The sequence below is a fragment of the Streptomyces sp. NPDC044719 genome, from assembly GCF_056433405.1.
Genome location: NZ_JBWKHE010000009.1, coordinates 288749 through 312267, shown reverse-complemented (window position 1 = coordinate 312267; position 23519 = coordinate 288749). Strand labels below are relative to the sequence as shown.

The 23519-nt window shown below is 72.1% G+C and carries 24 protein-coding genes; 14 read left to right on the top strand and 10 right to left on the bottom strand.

Annotation, left to right across the window (positions count from 1 at the left end; genetic code table 11):
- The first annotated feature begins 1 nt into the window (after position 1).
- The 7 genes from AC07DF_RS33415 (at position 2) to AC07DF_RS33385 (ending at position 5792) form a co-directional block, all read left to right on the top strand.
- The gene (locus AC07DF_RS33415) at positions 2-943 is read left to right on the top strand and encodes a Zn-ribbon domain-containing OB-fold protein (protein WP_478979892.1); all 942 of its coding nucleotides are present in this window, start codon (positions 2-4) and stop codon (positions 941-943) included.
- Positions 940-2004, top strand: coding sequence for a thiolase domain-containing protein (locus AC07DF_RS33410; RefSeq protein WP_478979890.1), 1065 nt, complete (start codon positions 940-942; stop codon positions 2002-2004). Before AC07DF_RS33415 ends, AC07DF_RS33410 begins: the two co-directional genes overlap by 4 nt.
- Entirely contained in the window at positions 2001-3167 is a 1167-nt protein-coding gene (locus AC07DF_RS33405) for a thiolase domain-containing protein (RefSeq protein WP_478979888.1), read from the top strand. Before AC07DF_RS33410 ends, AC07DF_RS33405 begins: the two co-directional genes overlap by 4 nt.
- A gap of 106 nt (positions 3168-3273) precedes the next feature.
- Positions 3274-3516, top strand: a complete 243-nt coding sequence (locus AC07DF_RS33400) for a DUF397 domain-containing protein (protein ID WP_215123856.1) — start codon at positions 3274-3276, stop codon at positions 3514-3516.
- A gap of 163 nt (positions 3517-3679) precedes the next feature.
- Positions 3680-4582 (top strand): universal stress protein, encoded by a 903-nt coding sequence (locus AC07DF_RS33395; protein ID WP_478979885.1) that lies wholly within the window; start codon positions 3680-3682, stop codon positions 4580-4582.
- A gap of 40 nt (positions 4583-4622) precedes the next feature.
- A complete protein-coding gene (locus tag AC07DF_RS33390) occupies positions 4623-5222 on the top strand; it encodes a CGNR zinc finger domain-containing protein (protein WP_478979883.1) in 600 nt (199 codons plus the stop codon).
- Positions 5223-5294: 72 nt separating this feature from the next.
- The gene (locus AC07DF_RS33385) at positions 5295-5792 is read left to right on the top strand and encodes a glycosyltransferase family protein (RefSeq protein WP_003987988.1); all 498 of its coding nucleotides are present in this window, start codon (positions 5295-5297) and stop codon (positions 5790-5792) included.
- Between the two features lie 74 nt (positions 5793-5866).
- Here AC07DF_RS33385 and AC07DF_RS33380 read toward each other — a convergent pair whose 3' ends face one another.
- Positions 5867-7006, bottom strand: coding sequence for an aminoglycoside phosphotransferase family protein (locus AC07DF_RS33380; RefSeq protein ID WP_399014674.1), 1140 nt, complete (start codon positions 7004-7006; stop codon positions 5867-5869).
- A 234-nt stretch (positions 7007-7240) separates the two neighbouring features.
- On the opposite strand from AC07DF_RS33380, the gene AC07DF_RS33375 reads away from it, so the two are divergent.
- On the top strand, positions 7241-8734 hold the full coding sequence (locus AC07DF_RS33375; RefSeq protein WP_454363662.1) for a DNA-binding protein NsdB: 1494 nt from the start codon (positions 7241-7243) through the stop codon (positions 8732-8734).
- Between the two features lie 4 nt (positions 8735-8738).
- On the opposite strand, the gene AC07DF_RS33370 is transcribed toward AC07DF_RS33375, so the two are convergent.
- The 3 genes from AC07DF_RS33370 to AC07DF_RS33360 form a co-directional block, all read right to left on the bottom strand.
- Positions 8739-10127, bottom strand: coding sequence for a PP2C family protein-serine/threonine phosphatase (locus tag AC07DF_RS33370; RefSeq protein ID WP_478979880.1), 1389 nt, complete (start codon positions 10125-10127; stop codon positions 8739-8741).
- A 271-nt stretch (positions 10128-10398) separates the two neighbouring features.
- A complete protein-coding gene (locus AC07DF_RS33365) occupies positions 10399-11493 on the bottom strand; it encodes a baeRF3 domain-containing protein (protein ID WP_478979878.1) in 1095 nt (364 codons plus the stop codon).
- Positions 11494-11568: 75 nt separating this feature from the next.
- Positions 11569-13140, bottom strand: coding sequence for an alpha/beta fold hydrolase (locus AC07DF_RS33360; protein ID WP_478979876.1), 1572 nt, complete (start codon positions 13138-13140; stop codon positions 11569-11571).
- A gap of 274 nt (positions 13141-13414) precedes the next feature.
- Between AC07DF_RS33360 and AC07DF_RS33355 the strand changes: the two genes are divergently transcribed.
- The gene (locus AC07DF_RS33355) at positions 13415-14098 is read left to right on the top strand and encodes a chaplin (RefSeq protein WP_478979874.1); all 684 of its coding nucleotides are present in this window, start codon (positions 13415-13417) and stop codon (positions 14096-14098) included.
- Positions 14099-14390: 292 nt separating this feature from the next.
- On the opposite strand, the gene AC07DF_RS33350 is transcribed toward AC07DF_RS33355, so the two are convergent.
- Positions 14391-15125 carry a class I SAM-dependent methyltransferase gene (locus AC07DF_RS33350; protein ID WP_478979872.1) on the bottom strand — a complete coding sequence of 245 codons (735 nt, stop codon included), beginning with the start codon at positions 15123-15125 and terminating at the stop codon, positions 14391-14393.
- 132 nt (positions 15126-15257) lie between these two features.
- Positions 15258-15743 carry a nucleoside deaminase gene (locus AC07DF_RS33345; RefSeq protein WP_478979870.1) on the bottom strand — a complete coding sequence of 162 codons (486 nt, stop codon included), beginning with the start codon at positions 15741-15743 and terminating at the stop codon, positions 15258-15260.
- Positions 15744-15877: 134 nt separating this feature from the next.
- Here AC07DF_RS33345 and AC07DF_RS33340 point away from each other — a divergent pair, with 134 nt between their 5' ends.
- Positions 15878-16801, top strand: a complete 924-nt coding sequence (locus AC07DF_RS33340) for an NAD-dependent epimerase/dehydratase family protein (RefSeq protein ID WP_478980212.1) — start codon at positions 15878-15880, stop codon at positions 16799-16801.
- A gap of 148 nt (positions 16802-16949) precedes the next feature.
- Here AC07DF_RS33340 and AC07DF_RS33335 read toward each other — a convergent pair whose 3' ends face one another.
- Together AC07DF_RS33335 and AC07DF_RS33330 are read right to left on the bottom strand one after the other, a co-directional pair.
- Positions 16950-17213 carry a GlsB/YeaQ/YmgE family stress response membrane protein gene (locus tag AC07DF_RS33335; protein ID WP_184595905.1) on the bottom strand — a complete coding sequence of 88 codons (264 nt, stop codon included), beginning with the start codon at positions 17211-17213 and terminating at the stop codon, positions 16950-16952.
- Between the two features lie 160 nt (positions 17214-17373).
- The gene (locus AC07DF_RS33330) at positions 17374-17814 is read right to left on the bottom strand and encodes an SPW repeat protein (protein WP_478979867.1); all 441 of its coding nucleotides are present in this window, start codon (positions 17812-17814) and stop codon (positions 17374-17376) included.
- A 228-nt stretch (positions 17815-18042) separates the two neighbouring features.
- Between AC07DF_RS33330 and AC07DF_RS33325 the strand changes: the two genes are divergently transcribed.
- Positions 18043-18222, top strand: coding sequence for a hypothetical protein (locus AC07DF_RS33325; RefSeq protein WP_189725354.1), 180 nt, complete (start codon positions 18043-18045; stop codon positions 18220-18222).
- 232 nt (positions 18223-18454) lie between these two features.
- A complete protein-coding gene (locus AC07DF_RS33320) occupies positions 18455-19666 on the top strand; it encodes a serine hydrolase domain-containing protein (RefSeq protein ID WP_478979864.1) in 1212 nt (403 codons plus the stop codon).
- On the opposite strand, the gene AC07DF_RS33315 is transcribed toward AC07DF_RS33320, so the two are convergent.
- On the bottom strand, positions 19663-20712 hold the full coding sequence (locus AC07DF_RS33315) for an acyl-CoA dehydrogenase family protein (protein WP_478979861.1): 1050 nt from the start codon (positions 20710-20712) through the stop codon (positions 19663-19665). The two genes, AC07DF_RS33320 and AC07DF_RS33315, sit on opposite strands and share 4 nt — an antisense overlap.
- Before the next feature lie 131 nt (positions 20713-20843).
- Here AC07DF_RS33315 and AC07DF_RS33310 point away from each other — a divergent pair, with 131 nt between their 5' ends.
- Positions 20844-21194, top strand: a complete 351-nt coding sequence (locus tag AC07DF_RS33310) for a YciI family protein (RefSeq protein ID WP_478979859.1) — start codon at positions 20844-20846, stop codon at positions 21192-21194.
- Positions 21194-22426, top strand: coding sequence for an RNA polymerase sigma factor (locus AC07DF_RS33305; RefSeq protein WP_478979857.1), 1233 nt, complete (start codon positions 21194-21196; stop codon positions 22424-22426). The genes AC07DF_RS33310 and AC07DF_RS33305 overlap by 1 nt, the downstream gene beginning before the upstream one ends.
- Here the strand turns inward: AC07DF_RS33305 and AC07DF_RS33300 are convergent.
- Positions 22401-23504: a substrate-binding domain-containing protein gene (locus AC07DF_RS33300; RefSeq protein WP_478980210.1), complete on the bottom strand. Its 1104-nt coding sequence runs from the start codon at positions 23502-23504 to the stop codon at positions 22401-22403. The two genes, AC07DF_RS33305 and AC07DF_RS33300, sit on opposite strands and share 26 nt — an antisense overlap.
- Positions 23505-23519: the final 15 nt, after the last annotated feature.

Below are 23519 nucleotides of genomic sequence, written 5' to 3'. Positions count from 1 at the left end.
CATGCCCGAAGTCCTCAAAGCCCCCCTCGTCGTCGAATTCCCCTTCACCCGCTCCCTCGGCCCCGTCCAGAGCGCCTTCCTGACCGGCCTGCGCGAACGCGTCGTGCTGGGGGTACGCGCGAGCGACGGCCGCGTTCTCGTCCCGCCGGTCGAGTACGACCCCGTCACCGCCGAGGAGAACCGCGACCTCGTCGAGGTCGCCCCCACCGGCACGGTCACCACCTGGGCCTGGAACCACGACCCACGCCGCGGCCAGCCCCTCACCACCCCCTTCGCCTGGGCCCTGATCCGCCTCGACGGCGCCGGCACCGCCCTTCTGCACGCCCTCGACGCCCCGGGCCCCGACGCCGTGCACACCGGCATGCGCGTCCGTGTCCGCTGGGCGGAGGAGCGCACCGGAGCCATCACGGACATCGCCTGCTTCGAGCCGTACGACGGCGATCCCGCACAACCCACTGGACACACCGGCGAGTTCGACGATCCCGTCACCGGCATAGTCGCCGCCGCCCGCCTCGACTACACCTACTCACCCGGCCGCGCCCAGACCGCCTACATCAACGCCCTCGCCGGGCGGCGGACCGTCGGCGAACGCTGCCCGTCCTGCCGCAAGGTGTACGTCCCGCCGAGGGGTGCGTGCCCCACATGTGGTGTGGCCACATCCGAACAAGTCGAGGTGGGTCCCCGCGGCACCGTCACCACGTTCTGCATCGTCAACATCAAGGCGAAGAACCTCGACATAGAGGTGCCCTACGTCTACGCCCACATCGCCCTCGACGGCGCCGGCCTCGCGCTGCACGGCCGGATCGGCGGCATCCCCTACGACGAGGTCCGCATGGGGCTGCGGGTCGAACCCGTGTGGACGGAGGGCGCCCGCTACCCCGACCACTACCGGCCCACGGGCGAGCCCGACGCGGACTACGACACCTACAAGGAGCTGCTGTGACGAGCGCACCGCGAAGCCGCGAGATCGCCGTCGTCGCCTTCGCCCAGACCGCCCACCGGCGCACCAGCGAGGAGCTCTCCGAGGTGGAGATGCTCATGCCGGTGCTGCACGAGGTCCTCGACCGCACCGGCCTGAAGGCCGCCGACATCGACTTCACCTGCTCCGGCTCCAGCGACTACCTCGCCGGCCGCGCCTTCTCCTTCACGCTCGCCCTCGACGGCGTCGGCGCCTGGCCGCCGATCTCCGAGTCCCATGTCGAGATGGACGGCGCGTGGGCCCTGTACGAGGCCTGGACCAAGCTCCTCACCGGCGACGCCGACACCGCCCTGGTCTACTCCTACGGCAAGTCCTCGCCCGGCCCGGTCCGCGACGTGCTCACCCGCCAGCTCGACCCGTACTACGTGGCACCCCTGTGGCCCGACTCCGTGGCGCTCGCCGCCCTCCAGGCCCAGGCCCTCATCGACGCCGGCGACACCGACGAGCCCGCCCTCGCGGCCGTCGCCGCCCGCAACCGGGAGGCGGCCTCGGCCAACCCGTACGCGCAGCTCAAGGGGGCCGTGGAGCAGGGGGAGTACCTGGTACGGCCCCTGCGCACCGGTGACTGCCCACCCATCGGCGACGGGGCCGCCGCCGTGATCCTGGCGGCCGGGGACCGGGCGCGTGACCTGTGCGCCCGCCCCGCCTGGATCCGGGGCATCGACCACCGCATCGAGGCACACGGCCTCGGCGTGCGCGACCTGACCGACTCGCCGTCCACCCGCCTGGCCGCCGAGCGGGCCGGCGCCTTCGAACGGCCCGTCGACACCGCCGAGCTGCACGCGCCGTTCACCGCGCAGGAGATCGTCCTGCGCAAGGCCCTCCGGCTCGACGACGGCGTCCACGTCAACCCCTCCGGCGGAGCGCTCGCCGCCAACCCGATCATGGCCGCCGGCCTCATCCGCCTCGGAGAGGCCGCCGCCCGCATCCACCGCGGCGAGTCCGACCGCGCCCTCGCCCACGCCACCTCCGGCCCCTGCCTGCAGCAGAACCTGGTCGCCGTACTCGAAGGGGAGCCCCGATGAGCAAGGAGCCCGTGGCCGTCGTCGGCATCGGCCAGACCAAGCACGTCGCGGCACGCCGGGACCTGTCGATCGCCGGGCTGGTCCGGGAGGCGGCACGACGCGCGCTCGACGACGCCGAGCTGACCTGGGCCGACATCGACGCCGTCGTGATCGGCAAGGCGCCCGACTTCTTCGAGGGCGTCATGATGCCCGAGCTCTACCTCGCCGACGCGCTCGGAGCCGTCGGCAAACCCATGCTCCGTGTGCACACCGCCGGGTCGGTCGGCGGCTCCACCGCGCTCGTCGCCGCGAACCTCGTCGCGGCCCGCGTCCACGGCACCGTCCTCACCCTCGCCTTCGAAAAACAGTCCGAGTCGAACGCCATGTGGGGCCTGTCCCTGCCCATCCCCTTCCAGCAGCCCCTGCTGGCCGGGGCCGGCGGCTTCTTCGCCCCGCACATCCGCGCGTACATGCGACGCAGCGGCGCACCCGAGACGATCGGCGCCCTCGTCGCCTACAAGGACCGGCGCAACGCGCTGAAGAATCCCTACGCCCACCTGCACGAACACGACATCACCCTGGAGAGGGTGACGGCCTCGCCCATGCTCTGGGACCCGGTCCGCTACTCGGAGACCTGCCCCTCCTCCGACGGCGCCTGCGCCATGATCCTCACCGACCGCGCCGGAGCCGCCCGGGCACCCAGGCCGCCCGCCTGGATGCTCGGCGGCGCGATGCGCAGCGAACCGACCCTCTTCGCCGGCAAGGACTTCGTCTCCCCGCAGGCCGGCCAGGACTGCGCCGCCGACGTCTACCGGCAGGCCGGGATCACCGACCCGCGCCGCGAGATCGACGGCGCCGAGATCTACGTGCCCTTCTCCTGGTACGAGCCGATGTGGCTGGAGAACCTCGGCTTCGCCGGCGAGGGCGAGGGCTGGAAGCTCACCGAGGCAGGCGTGACCGAACTGGACGGTGACCTGCCCGTCAACATGTCGGGCGGCGTCCTGTCCACCAACCCGATCGGCGCCTCCGGCATGATCCGCTTCGCGGAGGCGGCGCTCCAGGTGCGCGGACAGGCCGGGGAACACCAGGTGGACGGTGCCCGCAAGGTCCTCGGACACGCCTACGGCGGCGGATCGCAGTTCTTCTCGATGTGGCTCGTGGGAGCACAGCCCCCCGAGTCCTGAAACGACTCCCGGAACGACTCCTGAAAGGTCCCCCTCACGTGCCCTGTTGGCCGTGGGGCACGATCGCTAGGCTGGCCGCGGACGACGAATCGGGAGGAGCACGGACGTGGCCGAGACCACCACCCAGCAGCGCCCGCTCATGGGCTGGGACAAGCCGGAGCTGGACCTCACCAACGCCGACTGGCAGTCCAGCAGCCGTGGCGTGGGGGATGTCCAGATCGCCTTCGTGGAGGGCTTCATCGCCATGCGGAACAGTGGCCGCCCGGAAAGCCCCTCCCTGATCTTCACGCCCGACGAGTGGGGCGCGTTCGTGTCGGGAGCGCGGGAAGGGGAGTTCGACCTCACGTGACGCGGGCCGGGTGAGCCGTCCCGGACGGCCGTGATCCGACGGCCGATCCGGGGGTGTCGCACCCGCATTTCCGGACACGCGACCCGAGACATCCTCCCGGGGCCGGCGCCTGAGCCAGGCTGGCCCCCAAAAGGGACGGTCGTAACCCGGAGGTGAGGAACCCGTGAGCATCCTGCCGGTCATCGCGGCGGTCGACGGTTCGGACGACAGCCTGCGCGCCCTGGAGTGGGCCCTCGACGCCGCCCGCCGGCGTTCGGCGCCCCTGCGCGTGGTCCACGTACGCCAGTACGCCCACTGGGCACAGCCCGAGATCCTCGCCGCCGGGCCGGCGGACCCACAGGACGACCCCGTCCTCGACCGGGTCCGCACCCGCCTGGAAGGACGCGCCGAGCTGCCGGACACGGAGTACGTCGCACTGGAGGGCGCGGTCAGCGCCGTCCTGCCCGAACTGGGCGCTTCCGCCCAGCTGCTGGTACTGGGCTCCCGGGGCCGCGGCGGCTTCGCCAGCCTGCTGCTCGGCTCCAACGGCATGGCCGCCGCCCGCGACGCCGAGTGCCCCGTCGTCGTGGTGCCCCGGGCCGCGGGCGACGTGCGGGACGAGACATCCGAGGGCCCCGGCTCGCGCGTCGTCGTCGGCCTGAAGGTGGACGGCCCCGACGAGGCCACGCTCGAGTTCGCCTTCGCCGAGGCCGCCCGGCGCGGCGCGCGGCTCCAGGCGGTCGCCGCCTACCCGTGGCCCGCGCAGCCCTGGATGATGCCCGGGGAGATGCCCCCGCCGGTGGTCGACCAGGACGTCATCGAGGACGAGGCCCGGGTCCTCGCCGAGGGTTTCCTCGCCCCCTATCGCGAACGGCACCCCGACGTCCCGGCCGAGCCGCTCGCCGCGGCCGGGGACGCGGCCGGACACCTCGTGGCGGCCTCCCGGGACGCCGACCTCGTCGTGGTGGGCCGGCACCGCCGGCACCTGCTGGCACCCGCCCGCATGATGGGCTCGGTCACCCACGCCGTCCTGCTGCACGCCGCGAGCCCCGTCGCGGTGGTCCCGCCGGCGCCGCCGGAGGACTGACCTCGCTGTAATGGATACCGACAGGCCTATCATTAGCCCCATGCGGGAACCGATCAGCAGGGACGCCCGGCTCGCCCTGGACCTGGCCCTCACCATCCGGCACGACGGCGACGGCGGCGTCGCCGACGATCTGACCGACCCGGAAGGCCTGACCACCTGGGTCCGCGCTCACGCCGAGGTCCTGCCGGACACCGAGGGGTTCGCCGCGGACGCCGCGCGGCTCGCCGCCGTCCGCGAGCTGCGTGCCGCCACCCGCGCGCTCTTCGCCCGCGCCGTGCGCCCCGGCGAACCCAGCCCCGCGGACGCGGCCCGCCTCCCGCCCGAGACCGAGGCCGTGCGGCACCTCAACGAGGCAGCCGCCCGCACCCCCACCGTGCCGGTCCTGCACTGGCCCAGGGAGGCCGGACCCGTCGTCCACCAGCGGCCGGTACACGGAGCCGACGACCTGACGGCAACCCTCGCGCACGCCGTGATCGCGTTCCTCGCGAGCCCCGACCGCGACCGGCTGCGAGCCTGCCACGCACCGCGCTGCGTGCGGTACTTCCTCAAGGAGCACCCGCGCCAGGAGTGGTGCAATCCGTCCTGCGGAAACCGTGCCCGGGTCGCCCGCCACCACCAACGGCACCGGGCGACGACTTGAGGCCCTGTCGCGGGCCGACCGGGCCGCCGCCCGCCCGGCACTTCGCAGGCCGGGGCACGTACCATTGGCGACATGTCGTTCCTCCGCCGCCGCAGCGCCACTCCCGCCGGGCCTGACTTCGACGTACTGGCCATGGACCCGGGCGACTGGCCCGGCAACCTCGGTGCGGGACTGCTGCCCGCCCCCGACGGCACCTGCCAGGGCGTCTTCCTGCGCTACGACCTGTTCGGCGGCCGCGGCCCCGCGATGATCATCGGCAATCTGCCCGAGGGCTCCCCGGCGCGCGAGGTCCCCGAGGGGCAGGTCCCCTTCGAGGTCGCCCAGCTGCTGCTGGCGCTGGAGAACGACGAGGAGGTCACCGTCGTCAGCACCGAGGACGTGCCGGTGATGCAGGGCGACAACCTCCTGATCGTGCGCCGCGTCAAGCTCTCCGAGGGCCGGATCTCCTGCGTGCAGTTCGACCGCAGCGACAACGTCCTGGTGACCATCGCCGCCTGGGACCGCCCCATCACGGACGACCTGTACGCCCTTCTCAAGCCCCTGCCCGCTGAACTGTTCCAGCAGGGCTGAGCCGACGGCTGAACGCCACACACGAAAGGGCCGCTGCGCGCCTCCCCAGGCGCACAGCGGCCGCTTCGTCCCCGTCAGCGAGTGCCGACCGCCGCGCGCACGGCCCGCCGGGCCAGCTGGCAGTCGTCGTGCAGCCGCCGCAGCAGCAGGCGCTGCTCCTCGCCGGACGGCGCAGCACCAGGATGGGCCGGGCCCGGTGCCGCCGGGGCCGCGTCGTGCATCGAACGCTGCACGGCCGTCTCGTACGTACGGATCTCACGGGTCAGCACCAGCATCAGGTTCACCAGGAAGGCGTCCCTCGAAGCGGGGCCCGCCGACTGGGCGATCTGACTGATCTGGCGACGGGCCACCGGTGCGTCCCCGAGCACCGACCACAGCGTCGCCAGGTCGTAGCCCGGCAGGTACCAGCCCGCGTGCTCCCAGTCCACCAGCACTGGACCGGCTGGTGACAGGAGGATGTTCGACAGCAGTGCGTCGCCGTGGCAGAACTGGCCCATTCCCTGCCGCCCGGCCGCCTGCGCGATGCCGTGCAGCAGCTTCTGCAGATCGCCCAGGTCCCGGTCGGTGAGCAGGCCCAGCTCGTGGTACCGCGAGATCCGTGCCGCGTAGTCGAGCGGGGCGTCGAACGTGCCCGCCGGCGGCCGCCAGGCGTTCAGCCGGCAGATCGCGCCCAGCGCGGCTCTGATGTCCGCCCGCGGCGGCGCCTCGGCCGGATGCCGCTGGAGCGCCGCCACCCGCCCGGGCATCCGCTCGATCACCAGTGTGCAGTTGTCCGGGTCCGCCGCGATCAGTCTCGGCACCCGCACGGGAGGGCGGTGCCGGACGAACGAGCGGTACGCCGCTATCTCGTGATGGATCCGCTCGGACCAGGCGGGGGAGTGGTCCAGTAAACACTTGGCGACAGCGGTGTTGCGACCGGTCGTACCGACCAGGAGTACGGACCGGCCGTTGCGGCGCAGCACCTGCACCGGGGCGAACTCCGGGCAGATGCGGTGCACCGACGCGATCGCGGTGCGCAGCTGCGCGCCCTGGGGGCCGGACAAGTCGAGTCTTCCGCTGAGCGGTTGGGTTCCGAGGACCGCGCCGCGCCGTGCCCTGCCCGCACCGAGCACGGGGGCCGCCGGCCGCGCGGGGGCGAGGTAGGGGCCGCTGTCCGCGGGACGCGGGTGCAGCGACCTGGGCGGTGCGGACACGGAGGACGATGCTGCGTACATGGGCGAGACAGATCCCTTCGTGTGCCTGCGACGACAGCGCACCACCCGGCCCGGACCCCCGGGTGCATCCTGGGGAATGTCCCTGCGGCGACCGGGTCGGGGTGGCGCGTTCCTACCTGACACCGGATGGCCGGTGGCACACCATCTGGCGAACCCTGGCGAACCCTGGCGAATAGTCGCCCGGCAAGTCTCCCCGGGCTACTGTCAACTCAGCCGAGTACCTGGGGGCTTGATGTGAGCGGACAACCCAACACCCGTCTCTCGGACCTGTTCGGCCTGGCCGGCTGGTCGAAGGGCGAACTCGCGAGGCTGGTCAACCGGCAGGCGGCGGCCATGGGCCACCCCCAGCTCTCGACCGACACCTCCCGGGTGCGGCGTTGGATCGACACGGGAGAGATCCCGCGCGATCCGGTGCCGCGGGTGCTGGCGGTTCTGTTCACCGAGCGTCTCGGCCGTGTCGTGACCATCGAGGACCTCGGTCTGGTCCGGCACGGGCGTGCGGGGAAACGGCAGGGCGGCGGGAGTGCGGAGCCTCCCGACGGTGTGCCGTGGGCGCCCGAGCGGACCGCCGCGGTCCTCACCGAATTCACGGGAATGGACCTCATGCTCAACCGACGCGGCTTGGTGGGCGCGGGCGCCGCGCTCGCCGCGGGATCCGCACTCAGCAGCGCCATGTACGACTGGCTGCACACCGACCCTGCCCTGGCTGTCGACGCTCCCGACCTCGATCCGTCCCTGCATGCCGACCCCGCTGGGTTCGACCGTTACGAGGCCGCCCCCATCGGGTCGCAGGAGATCGAGGAACTGGAGCGCTCGGTCGAGGTGTTCCGCGCCTGGGACGCCGCCCGTGGCGGCGGGCTCCAGCGCAAGGCCGTGGTGGGCCAGCTCAACGAGGTGGGCGGCATGCTCGCCTACCGTCACCCACCCCATCTCCAGCGGCGCCTGTGGGGCGTCGCCGCCAACCTGGCCGTCCTCGCTGGCTGGATGTCGCACGACGTCGGCCTGGAACCCACGGCCCAGAAGTACTTCGTCATCGCCGCGCACGCGGCCCGGGAGGGCGGGGACCGGCCCCGCGCGGGTGAGGCACTCTCCCGTGCGGCCCGCCAGATGGTCCATCTGGGCAAGCCGGACGAGGCCCTGGACCTGATGAGGCTCGCCACCTCCGGCTCGGGCGACGACGTACTGCCCCGCACCCGGGCGATGCTCTGCACCATCGAGGCCTGGGCACAGGCCGCCATGGGCAAGGGCCAGGCCATGCGCCGCACACTCGGGCAGGCGGAGGACCTGTTCGTCTCCGACAAGGCCGACGTACCACCGCCGGACTGGATGCAGACCTTCAAGGAGGAGGACCTCTACGGCATGCAGGCCCTGGCCTACCGCACGCTCGCCGAGTTCGAGCCGGGTGCGTCCGCGCATGCCCAGCACTACGCGGAGAAGGCGCTGGCCCTGCGGATCGACGGCCGGCAGCGGTCGAAGATCTTCGACTATCTGTCGATGGCGTCGGCCTGCTTCATCGCGGACGACCCCGAACAGGCGGACCGGTACGCGCGGTTGGCCCTGGTGTCCATGGGATCGAACTCCTCCCACCGCACCTGGGACCGGCTGCGTGAGATGTACCGGCTCACCGCAGAGTACGCCGGTTATCCGAGGATTCAGGAGCTGCGGGAGGAGATCAAGCTCGCCCTGCCGAAGACGAAGGGCAGGGGCGGCAACAGCGCGCGGGCCTGAGTTCCTATGCCGTGACCTTGGCGACGAGCACACAGGCGTTGTCCTCGCGCACGCTCTCGCCGAACTCCTGGACGACCGTCGCTATGCAGTCCTCCGCTGTGCGGTCCCCTGCCAGGCGCGGGGCCAGATCGAGGAGGAGGTTCACGGCCGCCGCTCCGGTGTGCCCGGGTACCAGCCCGTCGGTGTGCAGGAGCAGCAGGTCGCCCACCTCGAGGGTCTCCTCGGCCTGCCCGTAGACGGCGCCCGAGGTGGCGCCGAGCAGGACGCCGTCCGGTGTGTTCAGCGCACGCCCCGTCCCGTCGCGGAACAGCAGCGGGGCGGGGTGCCCGGCCTGCGCCCACACCAGGGTGCGGGTCCCGGTCCGGTAGCGGCAGCAGACGGCACTGCCGAGGGCGGGTTGCACGGTGGCGTCGAGTAACTGGTTCAGCCAGGCCATCAGCTGGCCCGGCGGGGCGCCGGCCATGGCCATCCCGCGTACGGCGCCGAGCAGCATGGTCATGTTCGAGGTGACACCGACTCCGTGTCCGGTGAGGTCGCCGACGCTCAGCAGCGTTTCGCCGTCGGTCAGTTCGAGCGCGTCGTACCAGTCGCCGCCGATCAGCGTGTTCGTGGACGCCGGCAGGTGGTGGGCGGCGAGGTCGAGGTTCCCCGGGCCCCGGTGCGGGAGTCGCAGGGAGCCGCGCCACGGCGGAAGCACGGCCTCCTGCAACTCGACCGCGAGCCGGTGTTCGGTCCGCGCGGCATGCCCCTGGTGGTGGAGCGAGTCACGGGTCTCGCTGACCACCCGCTGGCTGCGGCGCAGTTCGCTGACGTCCCGCAGCACGGCCCACATCGAGGCGGTGCTGCCGTCAGTGTCGAGCACCGGTTCGCCCATCATGTGCACGGTGCGGACGTCGCCGTCCCGGCGTGCGATGCGGAACTCGCCGTCGATGGGCCGGGCGTCGACGAGGCAGTTCGTGACCATGGCCGTCAGCTTCGGCCGGTCCTCGTCGAGGACCAGGGACGGCATCTCGTCGAGGGTGAGCGGCGGAGCGTCGGGGTCGCGGCCCAGGATCTGGTAGAGCTCCCCGGACCAACTGGCCTCGTCCGTCAGCAGGTTCCACTCGGCGCTGCCGACCCGGCTGAGCAGCGAGCCCTGCGGGGGCGTGGCGGACGGCGGGCCGTCCCGCAGCTGCGCCAGATGCTCGTCGAGGTCGTTGAGCTGGTGCAGGGCCAGGTCGTACAGGGCGCGCTGCCAGCGACCCCGCGGGTGGTCCGATCCGTCCCCCTCGGCGTCGCGCCGCACCGCGTCCATGTCGCCCTTGAGCCGCCGCGTCTGCGATATGAGCGCGTCGACCGAGCCGCGTCCGGGCGGCTGGGCGGCTGGGCGGTCCGCGGAGAGGTGGGACGGCATGACGCACTCCGATGCGGGGACGGTACGACCAGGGCGGACGGAGGGACCGTTACGACTGTCGCACAGCCCGCGACGCCCTGTAAGGGATTTGGCAACACACGATACGGTGGTGCTTCCGGCATATGCCACAGGCTCGCGGAGTTACTCCGAGGTAGGTGCGAAGTGTGCCGCCCGGATGCCCAAGTCGTAGGTTACACAGGGTATTTGACGCCTCGTGGGTGACGTCGCACCTCGATGATGCGTGTGTTCGACGGCCCTGCGTTCGAGCTCTTCAGTACCGCAGCACCCCGGCGATGCCGTCCGCCTCACCGAGCGCGCCGTCCGGTACGAAGCGGACGTCGGCGCCCGTCTCCAGGCACTGCTCGACGATCTCGTCCACGATGTCCTCGCGGGAGTCGAGATCGCCGCTCTCGGTGAGGATCAGATGATCCCCGGCGTCGCGGACCGTCACGCGGTAGTTCTCCTCGACGGCCAGCAGCCGGACGCGGCCGTCCCGGGCGCTCTGCCACAGTTCGTCGACCCCGGCGGCGAACTCCCGCCGTCCGCGGGCCGTTTCGAGGGCCCGGCTCACGGCGTCCGTGCTCCGGCGGGCCTCCGCCTCGATCACCGGCCGCATGGCCTGCCACACGGTGTCGGGGGTCCCGTGGGCGAGGCCGCCGTGCGGAACGTGCACCGCGCTCCTGGCGGTGGTGCCGGCCTCGTCGATCAGCGACAGGGCGGCCGGCTCGCCGGTGACGTACAGCCGGCGCGGGTGGTCGCGCAGGACGGCGTTCATCACGGTGTCGGCCTCGCGGAGGAACTGGCGGGTGCGTTCCTCCCGGAAGGCGCTCGGCGTGTCGCCGATCCGCTGCAGCCGTTCCGGGTCGAAGTTCTCCACCCGCCTGGTCAGCGGGAAGCCGCCGACGCGCGCCTCCACGACCCGGTCGGCGCCGCCGTTCCACAGCGTGACGCGGTCCGCGGCGAGCGACAGCACCCAGAACGGCCGCCCGGCCGTCTGGGCGGAGACCAGGTTCCGGGTGAGGAAGGTGTCCGAGAGCACCACGCGTTCGGGTACGGACCGGGCGAGCGACCACACCTGGTGCTCGCCGGGGGCCGCGAAGATCACCAGGCCGTCCTCGGTGTGCGTGAGATCGACCTCGGACAGGGCCCGGTCGAGGTGCCGGGCGACCTCGGCCCGGCGTTCCCGGGTGACGGCGGGGTCGACCTCCAGTTGCCTCTTGGCCTCGGCCACGACATTGCGCAGCCGGACCTGGTCCTGGGCGTTGTAGGGCTCGCGCCGGTGGGTCGGCGTCAGCACGGAGACCGCGGGGTAAGGGCGCGGGCGCCGCAGCTCGGCAAGGGTCGCGGGACTCAGAACGTGCTCCATGACAGCACGATAGAGCCGATTCGCGATTGGGGCATTTGGGGCAATCGGTTCGCCGGTTCGAGTGGGGGTGGCGACTCACTCGGTGTCGTGGTCGGATCCGCAGGAGCTGCCGTCCGGCGGGAGGGTGCCGTACAGCAGGAAGGCGTCGACCTTGCCGTGCACGCACTTGGAGGACCCGTAGCCGGTGTGGCCCTCGCCCCGGTTGTCGAGCACCACGGCCGACGAGCCGAGCCGCTCGGCCGTCTCCACCGTCCAGCGGTACGGCGTGGCGGGGTCGCCCCGGGTTCCGACGAGCAGCATCCTCGGCGTGTCGACGTCCTTGACCTCGTCGCGGATGAAGTCGGTGCCCTTGGGGCGGCCGTAGCAGAGCAGCACCTGGGTGAGCCGGTACCTGCCGAAGACCGGTGACGCCTGCTCGTACCGGGCGCGCAGCCGCCCGAGGTCCTTGGTGACCTGCGCGGCGGCGGGGCGGTCGGGATCGTCCGCGCAGTTGACCGCCATCAGAGCCGCCGGCAGGTTGTCCAGGGGCACGTCGTCCGGGTCGACGAGGCCGCGGTGCTTGCCCCGCAGCGGCGGGAGCGTGACACCTCCGGACGCGAAGGTCTCCAGGCCGCGTGTGTCGCCCTCCTCGAGCAGCTGGGCGACCGCGCGCTGCAGCAAGGGCCACAGCTCCCTGCTGTAGAGGCCCTGCCCGAGCGCGCCCGCGAAGTCCTGGCCGGAGAACGCCTCGCCGAAGTCCGTCGGCACCGGGTCCTCGTCGAGCGACTGGACCACCTGGACGACGCCTTCCCTGGCCTTTCGCGGATCCTGACCGAACGGGCAGGCGATGTCCTCCGTGCACCAGGTCAGGAAGTTCTCCAGCGCGGTCTGCAGCCCCCTGGCGCTCACCATGCCCTGCTCGGACAACGGCTCGGTCAGCGTGTCCACGCCGTCCAGCGCCACCCTGCCGACGTTCTCCGGGAACCGGGCCGAGTACACCGCCCCGAGCCGGCTGCCGTACGAGAAGCCCAGGTAGTTGAGCTTGTCGTCGCCGAGCGCGTCGCGCATGACGTCCAGGTCGCGGGCGGCGTTCACCGTGCCCATGTGGCGCAGGATGGGTCCCGAGTGCTCGGCGCACTCGGCCGCCGCCGCGCGCAGCTTCTCGAGCACGGCCTGCGGATCGGCGACCTCGGCGTTCCCGTCTGTCGCGTCCAGTGCGCCGTTGGAGGCGTTTCCGCAGCTCACCGGTGCGGAGCGGCCGACGCCGCGAGGGTCGAAGCCGACGACGTCGTAGCCGTTCGTCAGGCCCATGAAGTGTTTGCCGCCGAGGGCGAGTTGGGTCACGCCCGGGACGCCCGGTCCGCCGAAGTTCAGCAGCACCGAGCCCCGGGACTTGCCCGTGGCCCGGTAGCGGGCCACGGCGAGATCGAGAGTCCCCTTCTCGGGTCTGGCGTAGTCGAGCGGGACGGTGACCTTGCCACACTGCAGGTCCTTGGGCATGTCCACGCCCTCGCACGGCGACCACGTGACCTTCTGGTCGTAGAAGCGTGTCAGGCCGGGCGGGGGGTCGTCGGCCGCCGGCAGGCCCGCGCCCAGCAGGGCCAGCCCGGCCACGCCGGTGACCGCGCAGCGCCGGATCGAGAGGTGCGTGGACAGCTTGGCCAGCATGAATGCCTCCAGGGGCGCCCCACAGCGGACCGGGAACCGGCGCCCTCGCTCACCATAAGCGGGCCCCGGAAGCGCCGCCTCCGGGCGGGTACGGCGGCTGGAAGTGGCTCGGGGCGCACCGCTCCGTGCCGCATACGAAGGGCTTTACCGCTAGTTCGACAACCGGGCCGCTCGATGGAGTGAAAGGCCGATAAGCCATAACTCGGATCGCGCGCCCCGCGTTCTATCCCGTGCGGGCGAGTGCCCGCGACGATGTCTGGAAGGCAGGGAACCTATGAGACGGGTTACCCGAAACGGTGTGATCGCCGTCGCCGCCGCCTCGGGCGCGATGGCCATGGCCGGTCCCGCGTACGCGGACTCCGCGGCGGACGGATCGGCGGCCGGTTCGCCCGGAGTGGTCTCCGGCAACACCGTTCAGCTGCCGGTGCATGTCCCGGTGAACGTGTGCGGGAACACGGTGAACGTGGTGGGGGTCCTGAACCCCGCCGCGGGCAACAGCTGCGCGAACAAGGGCGACGGGCGGGCCGGCCGGCCGGACAAGCCCGGCGGTGCGGTCGCCGAGAGCAGCGGAAAGGATTCACCGGGTGTGGTCTCCGGCAACGGCGTACAGCTGCCGGTCGATGTCCCGGTCAACGTCACCGGCAACAGCGTGAACGTGGTCGGCATCGGCAACGCGGCGACCGGCAACGAGTCCTCGAACACCCCCGGGGGCCGGCCGGTCCGCCCCCACCACCCACCGAAGCCGGCGGCCCCGAAGCCGTCCGTCCCGCCCCGGGCCCATCCTGCCCCCGACCCCGCCCCTGCCCCGCATTCCGCTCCGCAGGCCACGGGCGCCCTCGCCCACACAGGCTCGGACCACACCCTGCCGGCCGTCGCGGCGAGCGCGGCGCTGGTGCTCGGGGGAGTGGTGCTGCGCCGACGGTTCCGCCCGGCGACAGAGGGCTCGCAGCGCCGCTGACGCGACGGAGCCCTGGCGGCGGTCCCGCCGGGCATCCGCACGCGATGCCGATCCCCGGGGTCGAAGGGGCGGCGCCCTCGCGGCCCTGCCGCTCGGTGGCAGGCGACACCGAACTGTCCGGGCCCGGTCGCCGGGGCGTCCCGGCTGCTTTGCCGACTGGTGGCACGTCGTGATGCTCTGGGGCGGGAACCCGCCGGGCGGGCCGCCCCTACGGCGCCGCCGAGACGGCGATACGTCGCCGCTTCCGCACCGGGAGCGGCGACGTCCTGGGCGGCCTCGGCGGCCCGTGTCGTCAGACCGGCTCCGCCACCCCCGTGAGCAGCACCATCCCGGAGTCGCCGTGGTCCGGCTGAGTGCGGTCGGTGTCGATGTGGGTGACGTCCAGGTCGTGGGTCAGAGGGGTGAAGACCTCCGTGACCGTCGTCGGGTTCACCGGGCAGCCCGGCCAGTGGGACGCCGGGCCGATGCGGTAGGTCGGCAGGTTCTCCATGAAGGCGGCGACCAGGTGGCCGCCGGGCGTGACCGTGCGGACGAAGGTGCGGCAGAAGTCGGCGAACTCGGCGAAGTCCTCCGTGGCGCCCTCGGCGACGAAGTGCATGGAGGCGAGTTCGTAGAAGCCGGGCGGCAGGGTCCGGACGTCGGCGTGGACGACGTTCACCGGAGCCAGCGCCCCGGCCAGGGTCGCCGGCACGTCGGGATTGAGCTTCCGGCACAGCTCGTGGAAGGGGAGCCAGCTCGCGTCGAGGCGGTGACAGATCTGTTCCTGGAGATAGGCGACACTGCTCGCCCCCGCTTCCACGGCGTCGATCCTGCGGCACGCGGCGGACGCGAGGATCAGCGGATAGAGGTTGGGGCCCGCCCCGAACTCCACCGAGCGGTCGATGCCGCCGGGCGGGAAGCGCCGGTAGAAGGCGCTGTGGTGCCTGATGATCGCCGCGTCCGAAGGATGCACCTCGCGGTAGTTCTCCGCGAGGTAGTCCGCGACCGGCCAGCGATCCCAGTCCACGTCGTCGTTGTGCGTCGTCATGGCCGTTCAGCCCTTCAGCCGCAGCGGGAATCGCTCGGACAGCCGGGCGTGACGCCTGGTCCAGTTGAATTCGATCGTAGATTCGCTCGTGCGGCCCCGCATCTCGGGCGGGCCGGGGAATCCAGGGGTGGATCAGCCGCGCCCGCAATGGAACCGCACATGCAAATCCCGGATCCGTTCCGTCAGTTCGGGCACCGGACCGTCCACGATCACACCGGGTGCGACCTCGCGCACGGGGAGTGGCCGCACCGGTGGCGCGGGGATGCCCAACTCGCCCAGCCAGGCGACGAGTTGCTCGGACGAGGCGACGTAGGCGACGCGGCCCAGACCGACCCAGGCGTGCGCGGCGGCGCACATCGGGCAGTGCTCGCCGGAGGTGTAGACCGTGGCCGCCGCACGCTCCTCGGGCGTGAGGTGGGCGGCCGACCAGCGGGCCAGCTCGAACTCGGGGTGCCGGGTGCGGTCGCCCGAGGCCACGCGGTTGCGGTCCTCGGCGAGAACCGTGCCGTCCCGCCCCACCAGAACCGAACCGAACGGTTCGTCCCCGGCGTCCAGTGCCTCCGCCGCGAGCTCCACGCAGCGGCGCAGGTGAGGCAGTTCCGTGTCCTTCACGACCATGGTGCCGGGCCCTTCCTCGTGACGAAGTGATCAGCAGGACTGTACGGCGGGCGGGCGTACGGCCCCACAGCACAGCGCGCCGCCCGGTCGTCGTCGGATGTCACATCCGCACCCGTCCGCTCCGTCGCATGGTCATGACGACGATCCAGAAGCACCAGAGCATCCTCCTCGCCGGCGCGAGCGGTGTCCTCGGCCGGCACATCACCCACGCGCTCACCGAGGCGGGCCACAAGGTCACCGGACTCGGCCGGAGCCGGGGCAACGGCATCCGCGCCGACCTCACGGATCGCGACGCGCTGCTGCGCGCCGTCGACGGACATCACTTCGACACCGTGATCCACGCCGCGACCGCCCTGCGCAAGCCCCCGATGCGCGACCGCGACATGGACACCACCGACGCGCTGCGCACCCAGGGCACGGCCCACCTCGTCGAGGCCGCCCGCGTGACCGGTGCCCGCCGCTTCGTCGCGGAGTCGATGGTCTTCGGCTACGGCTACGGGGACCACGGCGACCGCCCGCTCACCGAGGACGACCCCTTCGGCCCGCTCGGCAGGACACCGCGGCTGGAGCAGCACATCGCCGCCATGCGGACCAAGGAGCGGCTCACCTTCGAGTCGGAGGCACTGGAGGGCGTCGCACTCCGCTTCGGCCTGTTCTACGGCCCCGGCGGCACCGACACCCTGCTGCCGCTGCTGCGCAGGCGGCAGCTGCCCATGCCCGGCGACCATGACCGGGTGCTGCCGCGGGTGGAGCTCACCGATGCCGCCCGCGCGGTGGCCGCCGCCGTCGAGCACGGCCGGCCGGGACAGGCGTACAACATCGCGGACCGGACGCCGCTCGGCTTCCGCGCCCACATCGAGAGCGTGGCCCGGGCGTTCGGACTGCCGAAGCCGATGACCGTGCCGCTGTGGCTGATGAAGCCCATGTCGTACGCGCACACCGTGATGGCGTCGCGGCTGCGGGTGTCCTGCGCCAAGGCGGAACACGAACTGGGCTGGACTCCGCGCTACGCGTCCAGCGTCGAGGGGCTCGCCGCGATGCGGTCGGCGGGCCGTTGACGCCGGGGGAGCACCGGCCGGGTCCGGCTCCGGTGTGCCGGGGCCGCCGGGCCGCGGCACACCGGGTGCCAGGTGACTCCTGGTGCGACGTCTGGTGTGACGCCGGTGTCGCGCACGTACTGTCGATACGCCGTCGCTCGCTACGCCGTCAGCGGCCTGCCTTCGAACGGTCCAGCGCGGCGACGCCGAGCGCGGCGAGGCCGATCTGGATGAGCCATTCGACCCAGTCCACACCCTTGGTGTCGGCCACGCCGAACGCGCCGGCCAGTGCGGAGCCGATCAGCGCGGCGATGATGCCGACGACGATCGTCCACAGAATTCCGATGCGCTGACGGCCCGGGACCACGAGCCGGCCCAGGACGCCGATGACGATGCCGATCACGATGGCACTGATGATGCCGTCGACTTCCATCTCCGCCCCTCCTCCTCAGGACCCCCGCTGCAGTGCGTCTGCCCCCTGGCGGCCGGGACACTCCGGGTTCCGCGCCGCGTGACCGCTGGCGTCGCGGACGCGGACGCGAAAGGGCCGGTCCGGGAGCGCGGACCGGCCTTCGTTTCCCTTCCGACGGGGGCTACGGCCTCGGGGAGGCCTTCGCCGCCGTGCCGGCGCACACCATGCCCAGGAGCAGGGCCAGTGCACCGATGATGATGTTGTTCCACACGACCCCGGCGTCCGGGCTCTCGCCGACGATCCACGGCGAGATGATCATCCACACCCCGAGGGCGCACATGGCCCAGCTCAGCCCGTACATACGCTCCGGAGCACGAGTGAACCCGAGCGCCAGCAGACCGATCGCGATCCCCATGATCAGGTTGTGCGTCACGAGCGGCGGCTGACTGGTCGTGTAATGGACTATCCACGGGGAGGCCGCGCAGTACAGACCCAGTAGGAACACCGGTCCGTCCACGAGCGCCACATCGCGTCCACCGAGCATGCGGGCGTACCGATCCCGCATCTCGGAGGCATCAGGGTGGCTGGTGATGTCACCTCTGGTGGGCGAGACGTTGGCCATGACTCGTCTCCTTCGTCTTACAGGGCGACCGCGTCTGGTGGGGTATGCGGTAAGCGCCGCGTAAGCACATTCTGCTCTTATTTTTCCTTTATGTGTAGGGGTTGTGCGGGGGTGTGGACTCCTACCGGGCGGTACATGTCCGGGCGGATCGCGGGCAACCGGAGGGATACGGCAGTGACCGATCGACGTCGCCCGGCGGGCGGCGCGGGACAGCGGAGGGCAGCGAGCATGTCTACGGCGATCAGCGCGAAGGTGTTGGAGCGGTTCCCGGCGGGAGCCCCGCGCGGATCGTGGCCGGCGGAGGAGTACGCGGCACGCTGCCGCGCCGAGGGCGAGCCCGCCACCGTCGTGATGGACCTGGAGTCGGACGCCTTCCTCGTGGTGGTTCCGTCGGACGACGACGCCTGAATCCGGCCGGAACCCGGGGTCTTCCTCGTGCGCCTGAATCCGTCGCTCTGTCACGCCCTTCGAACACGGCGGGCCGCGGCAGGACGCGGCTGAAGACGGCGTCTCCGAGACGTCCGCACCATCCCCGCCGAGACACCCCCGACTCTCCAAAGATCAACCCTGGAGCCCGGCTTCGGCGTCATCCGCACCGAGGGGCAGGCCTTGCCCCTCGGTGACCAGGAGGCACACACGCATGAAGCAGCGGTCCGCACGCACCGTCTTATTGGCTCTGGCCGTGGCGTTGTCCGCCGGAACGTCGGTCCTCGCCCCGTCCGCACAAGCGTCACAGTCAGGGCACGGCCACGAGGCCACCCGAACCGCACTGCGGAATCTGGTCGAGAAGGGCGGGCTCCCCGGCGTGGCGGCCGAGGTCCGTGACGGCAAGGAGAGGTGGTCTGCCGTGTCCGGTCACTCGGACACCGGCACCGGCCGCGAGCGTTCGCCCGCCGAACACTTCCGCGGCGCCAGCATCACCAAGACGTTCGTCGCGACCGTCCTGCTCCAACTGGAGGCCGAAGGGAAACTGAGCCTGGACGACACCGTCGAGTCGTGGCTGCCCGGCCTGGTGCGGGGCAACGGCTACGACGGAAACGAGATCACCCTGCGCCGGCTCCTCAACCACACCAGCGGCATCGCCGGCTATACCGACGACCCCGCGTTCATCCACGACGCCGCCGGCCCCGGCTTCCCGGACCACAGGTACGACACCCACACGCCCGGGGAACTCGTGGCGATCGCGCTGAAGTACCCGCCACTGCCCGACCCGGAGACGGCGCCGGTGTACTCGAACACCAACTTCGTCATCGCCGGGATGGTCATCGAGAAGGCGACGGGCCGCTCGTACGCGCGGGAGATCACCCGTCGCGTCATCCGGCCGCTGAAGCTGCGCGGGACGTATTTCCCCGGGACGTCGCCGAAGATGCCGAACCCGCACCCCGTCGGCTACTCCCGGCTCCACGAGGAGGCACCGGACGCCGAGATCCTTGACGCCACCGAACAGAACATGACCTGGCTGGGCGCGGCCGGAGACATCATCTCGACCAGCGGAGACCTCAACCGCTTTCAACGAGCTCTGATAAAGGGCGACTTGCTGCCGCCGGCCCAGATGAGGGAGATGTTCGACGAGGTCCCGTCGGGGGAGGGGCTGGGGTTCGGGCTCGGGGTCGAGTTCGCTGAGCTGTCCTGCGGTGCGAAGGTGGTGGGCAAGACCGGCCGTACCAATGGCTCCCTGTCCGCGATGGTGGGCACCCGGGACGGCAGGCACCAGCTGACGTTCAACATCAACGGTGACTGGCTCCAGGACGGATCGCTCTACGTCGATGTGATCGAAGCGGAGTTCTGCGGCAAGGCCCCGTCCCCGACCGGAAGTCCGACCGGCAAGCCGCTCCTGCCTCAGCTCGGCTAGCCGGACGCCAGCGACCCGAGGTGCCTCCGGCGCGCCTCGGCCGTCTGGCCCTGCACCAGCAGGAACATCCCCTCGCGGGCCAGCCGCTGCGCCCGGCTGTCCAGGGCCATGGACCGGCCGCCCCCGGCCACGACCGCCGCGGTCGTGGCCGCGCGCATGAGGTCGTAGGCGCGTGTCTTGACGGCCAGCCGTTCCGGGACGCACTCGTGGGGGACCGGGTGGTCGGCCAGCGTGTAGGCCTCCCGCCGGACGTCGTCGATCCGGGCCCGTAGCGAGCCTGCCGTCTCCTGGCCGTCCGGGGCGGCCGCCACCAGGTCCAGCGCCGCGTACGCCACACCGAAGACGGCCGGACTGGTGTTGGCGGCCTTCGGCAGGTCGACGAGGGCGAACTCCGGCTGCGGCACGCGCAGCACGACGGCCTCGTCCGGCACCCACAGGCCGTCCAGTTCCAGAGAGACCGTACGGGCGGCGGTGAGCGCCGCGAGCCGCATCGGCGCCGAGGGAGACAGCCCCGGCTGCTCGCGTGCCTCGGTGAGGGCGAACACCACCTCGGGCGCGTCCGTCACACCGGCCAGCAGCATCACGTCGTTCAGACCCCAGCCGGTGAACCAGGGCACCGTTCCCTCGAACCGCCAGCCGCCCCGCTCGGGCACCGCCCGCACGGGGACGCGGGGAAAGGCACGGACATGGGCGTACGCGATACCGGCCAGCACCTCGCCGGTCGCCAGCGGACGCAGGAATTTCTCGCGGACGGGCGAGTCGTGTGTGGCGATCAGCTTCACCGGAGTGTGGTGCTGTGTCTGCACGAACCATGTGGAGCAGCACGCCCCGGCCAGGATCTCCGCGGTCTCCCGCGCCACGCCGACGGGCGCGTCCGCCCCGCCGTACTCCTCCGGCGCGCCCACCCCGAGCAGCCCCGACCGCTTCACGGCCGTGATGTGGCTCGCGGGCACACCCTCCTGGTCGACGCGCTCGGCGTGCGGGACGAGGAGATCGTGCGCAAGTCGCTGTGCGCGGGTGACGAGGGGATGGGGTGTGGTGGTCATGGGAGAAATTCTCCCGGTCGCGCGGCGCGGGGTGTCGATCCGGGGGTGTGTCGTTCGTGTAGGAGGTGCCAGGACACCCCGACACCCCCCCTGTACCGACAGCCCGAGACCCGAACGCCATGGAGGCCGTCATGAAGTACTACCTGCTCAGTGTGATGCAGCCGGTCGGCGATCCGCCCGCCCCCGAGATCCTCGCGGAGATCGGCGAGAACCTCGACGCCTTCCACCAGGAATTGCGCGAGGCGGGCGCCTGGGTCTTCGCCGGCGGCCTGCACGGCCCGGAGTCCTCCACCGTGCTGCGCCCCCGCGACGGCGACGTCCTGATCACCGACGGTCCGTACGCGGAAGGCAAGGAGATGCTCGGCGGCATCTGCCTCGTCCGGGCGCCCGACCTGGACGCCGCCCTGGAGTGGGGGCGCAAGGCGGCCCTGGCCACCACGCTTCCGATCGAGGTGCGCCCCTTCATGGGGGACGCCGACTGATGGGCGTGGACGTCGAGGCGGTCTTCCGCGCGGAGTACGGCCGCGCGGTCGCCGTCCTGGTCCGCTTCCTCGGCGACATCGACCTCGCCGAGGAAGCGGTCCAGGACGCCTTCACCACGGCCGTGCGGCGCTGGCCGGAGACCGGCGTCCCGCCGAGCCCCGCCGGGTGGATCATCACCACGGCCCGGAACCGGGCCATCGACCGGCTGCGCCGCGAGTCGTCCCGACAGGCCCGGCACGTCGAGGCCGCCCTGCTGCACGCCTGTGACGCACCGCCCGAGGAGGGCCCCGTGCGCGACGACCGGCTCCGCCTGATCTTCACCTGCTGCCACCCCGCGCTCTCCCTCCACGCCCGGGTCGCCCTGACCCTGCGGCTGCTCGGAGGCCTCACCACCGCGCAGATCGCCCGCGCCTTCCTGGTGCCGGAGCCGACGATGGCCCAGCGGCTGGTCCGGGCGAAGGCGAAGATCCGCGACGCCGGGATCCCGTACCGGGTGCCCCGCGACGCCGACCTGCCCGACCGGCTCGGCGGGGTCCTGGCGGTCGTCTACCTGATCTTCAACCAGGGCAACGAGGGCTCGCCCGACCTGTCCGCCGAAGCCGTACGGCTCGGCCGTCTCCTGTCCTGGCTCATGCCGGACGAACCCGAGGTGACCGGTGTGCTCGCACTGATGCTGCTGGTCGAGGCACGCCGCGACGCCCGCGAGAACGACCAGGGCGAACTGGTGCCGCTGCCCGAGCAGGACCGGGCACGCTGGGACCGTGACCTGATCACCGAGGGGCAGACACTCGTCCGTCGTTGCCTGCGCCGCGATCAGCCCGGGCCCTACCAGGTCCAGGCCGCCATCCAGGCCGTGCACAGCGACGCGCCGAGCGCGGACGCCACCGACTGGGCCCAGATCCGGCAGCTGTACGGCCAGCTCATGGCCCTCGCCCCGAGCCCGGTGGTGGCCCTGAACCGGGCCGTCGCCGTCGCCGAGACCGAGGGCCCCGGGCCTGCCCTCGCCCTGGTGGACGCCCTCGACCTCGAGGGGTACCACGTCCTGCACGCCGTCCGCGCCGACCTGCTGCGCCGTCTGGGCCGGGACACCGAGGCCGTACGGGCGTACGAGGCGGCCATCGCGCTCGCGGAGAACCCGGCGGAAGGCGCGTTCCTCGACCGCCGCAGAGAGGCGCTCGTACGGCGGCGCCGGGCGGAGGGCCCCTTCAGGGACGGCCGTCCAGCTCCGTGAGCACGTCGAAGTCGAGCCCGTCGGCACGGGCCAGGTAGATGCGCTGGCGCACATGACCGTCCTGGAGGTGCAGCAGCCCGCGCGGGCCCTCGTACGACACCGCGCCCGCCGCCGCGCCGATCGCCGACACGTCCAGCGTCCCGGCCCTCCTCAGCAGCGCGGCCAGCAACAACACGCCCTCGTAGCAGGACTCGCCGAGGCTGCCGAGGGCGGGTGCCTCGATGCCGTAGCGGGTGGCGTACCGCCCGTGGAAGTCGAGGGTGTCCCGGTTGGCCAGCGAGGCGAAGAACCCGGCCGTGCTGTAGAGGTCCTCGGTGGCCGCCGGGCCGCTCGCCATCAGCATGTTCTCGTCCATCAGCGTGCTCAGCCGCAGACACCGGGCGTGCAGGCCGTGCGCCGCGAACGCCCGGTTGAAGCGCACCGCGTCGCTGCCGACGAGCAGCATCAGCACCCCGTCGGCGTCCGCGCGCTCGACTCGGCGCAGCACCGGCCCGAAGTCGTCGGTGCCGAGCGGGAGATAGGCCTCACCCGCGACACTCCCACTGGACGCGCGGGCGTACGCCTGGGCAGCCCGGGCCGTACGCCGCGGCCACACATAGTCGTTCCCGACGACGAACCACCGCCGCACCCCGCGCTCGCGCGCCAGCAGGTCCATCGCGGGCCGCAGTTGATCGCGCGGGGTCTCGCTGGTCAGGAACACTCCCGCCGTGTCCTCCCCGCCCTCGTACAGCGCCGTGTACACGTACGGGACGCGGTGCGCGATCCTCGGCGCCAGCGCCTGGCGCACCGAGGAGATGTGCCAGCCCGTGACGCCCTGCACGACGCCCAGGTCCACCAGCGTCTCCACCTGGCCGGCGACCTCGTGCGGCGGACCCGAGCCGTCGACCGGCACCAACCGGAGCTCCCTGCCGAGCACGCCGCCGTCCCGGTTGACCTCCTCGGCGGCCATCCGCGCGCACAGCTCGCACGTCGGCCCGAAGATCCCGGCCGGGCCCCGCAGGGGAAACACCAGAGCCACGCCGAGCACGGAGCCGTCGGCCGTGAACCACTCGGGCGCGGGGAGGTCGTGCCGGAACATGGCGTCATGATCCCG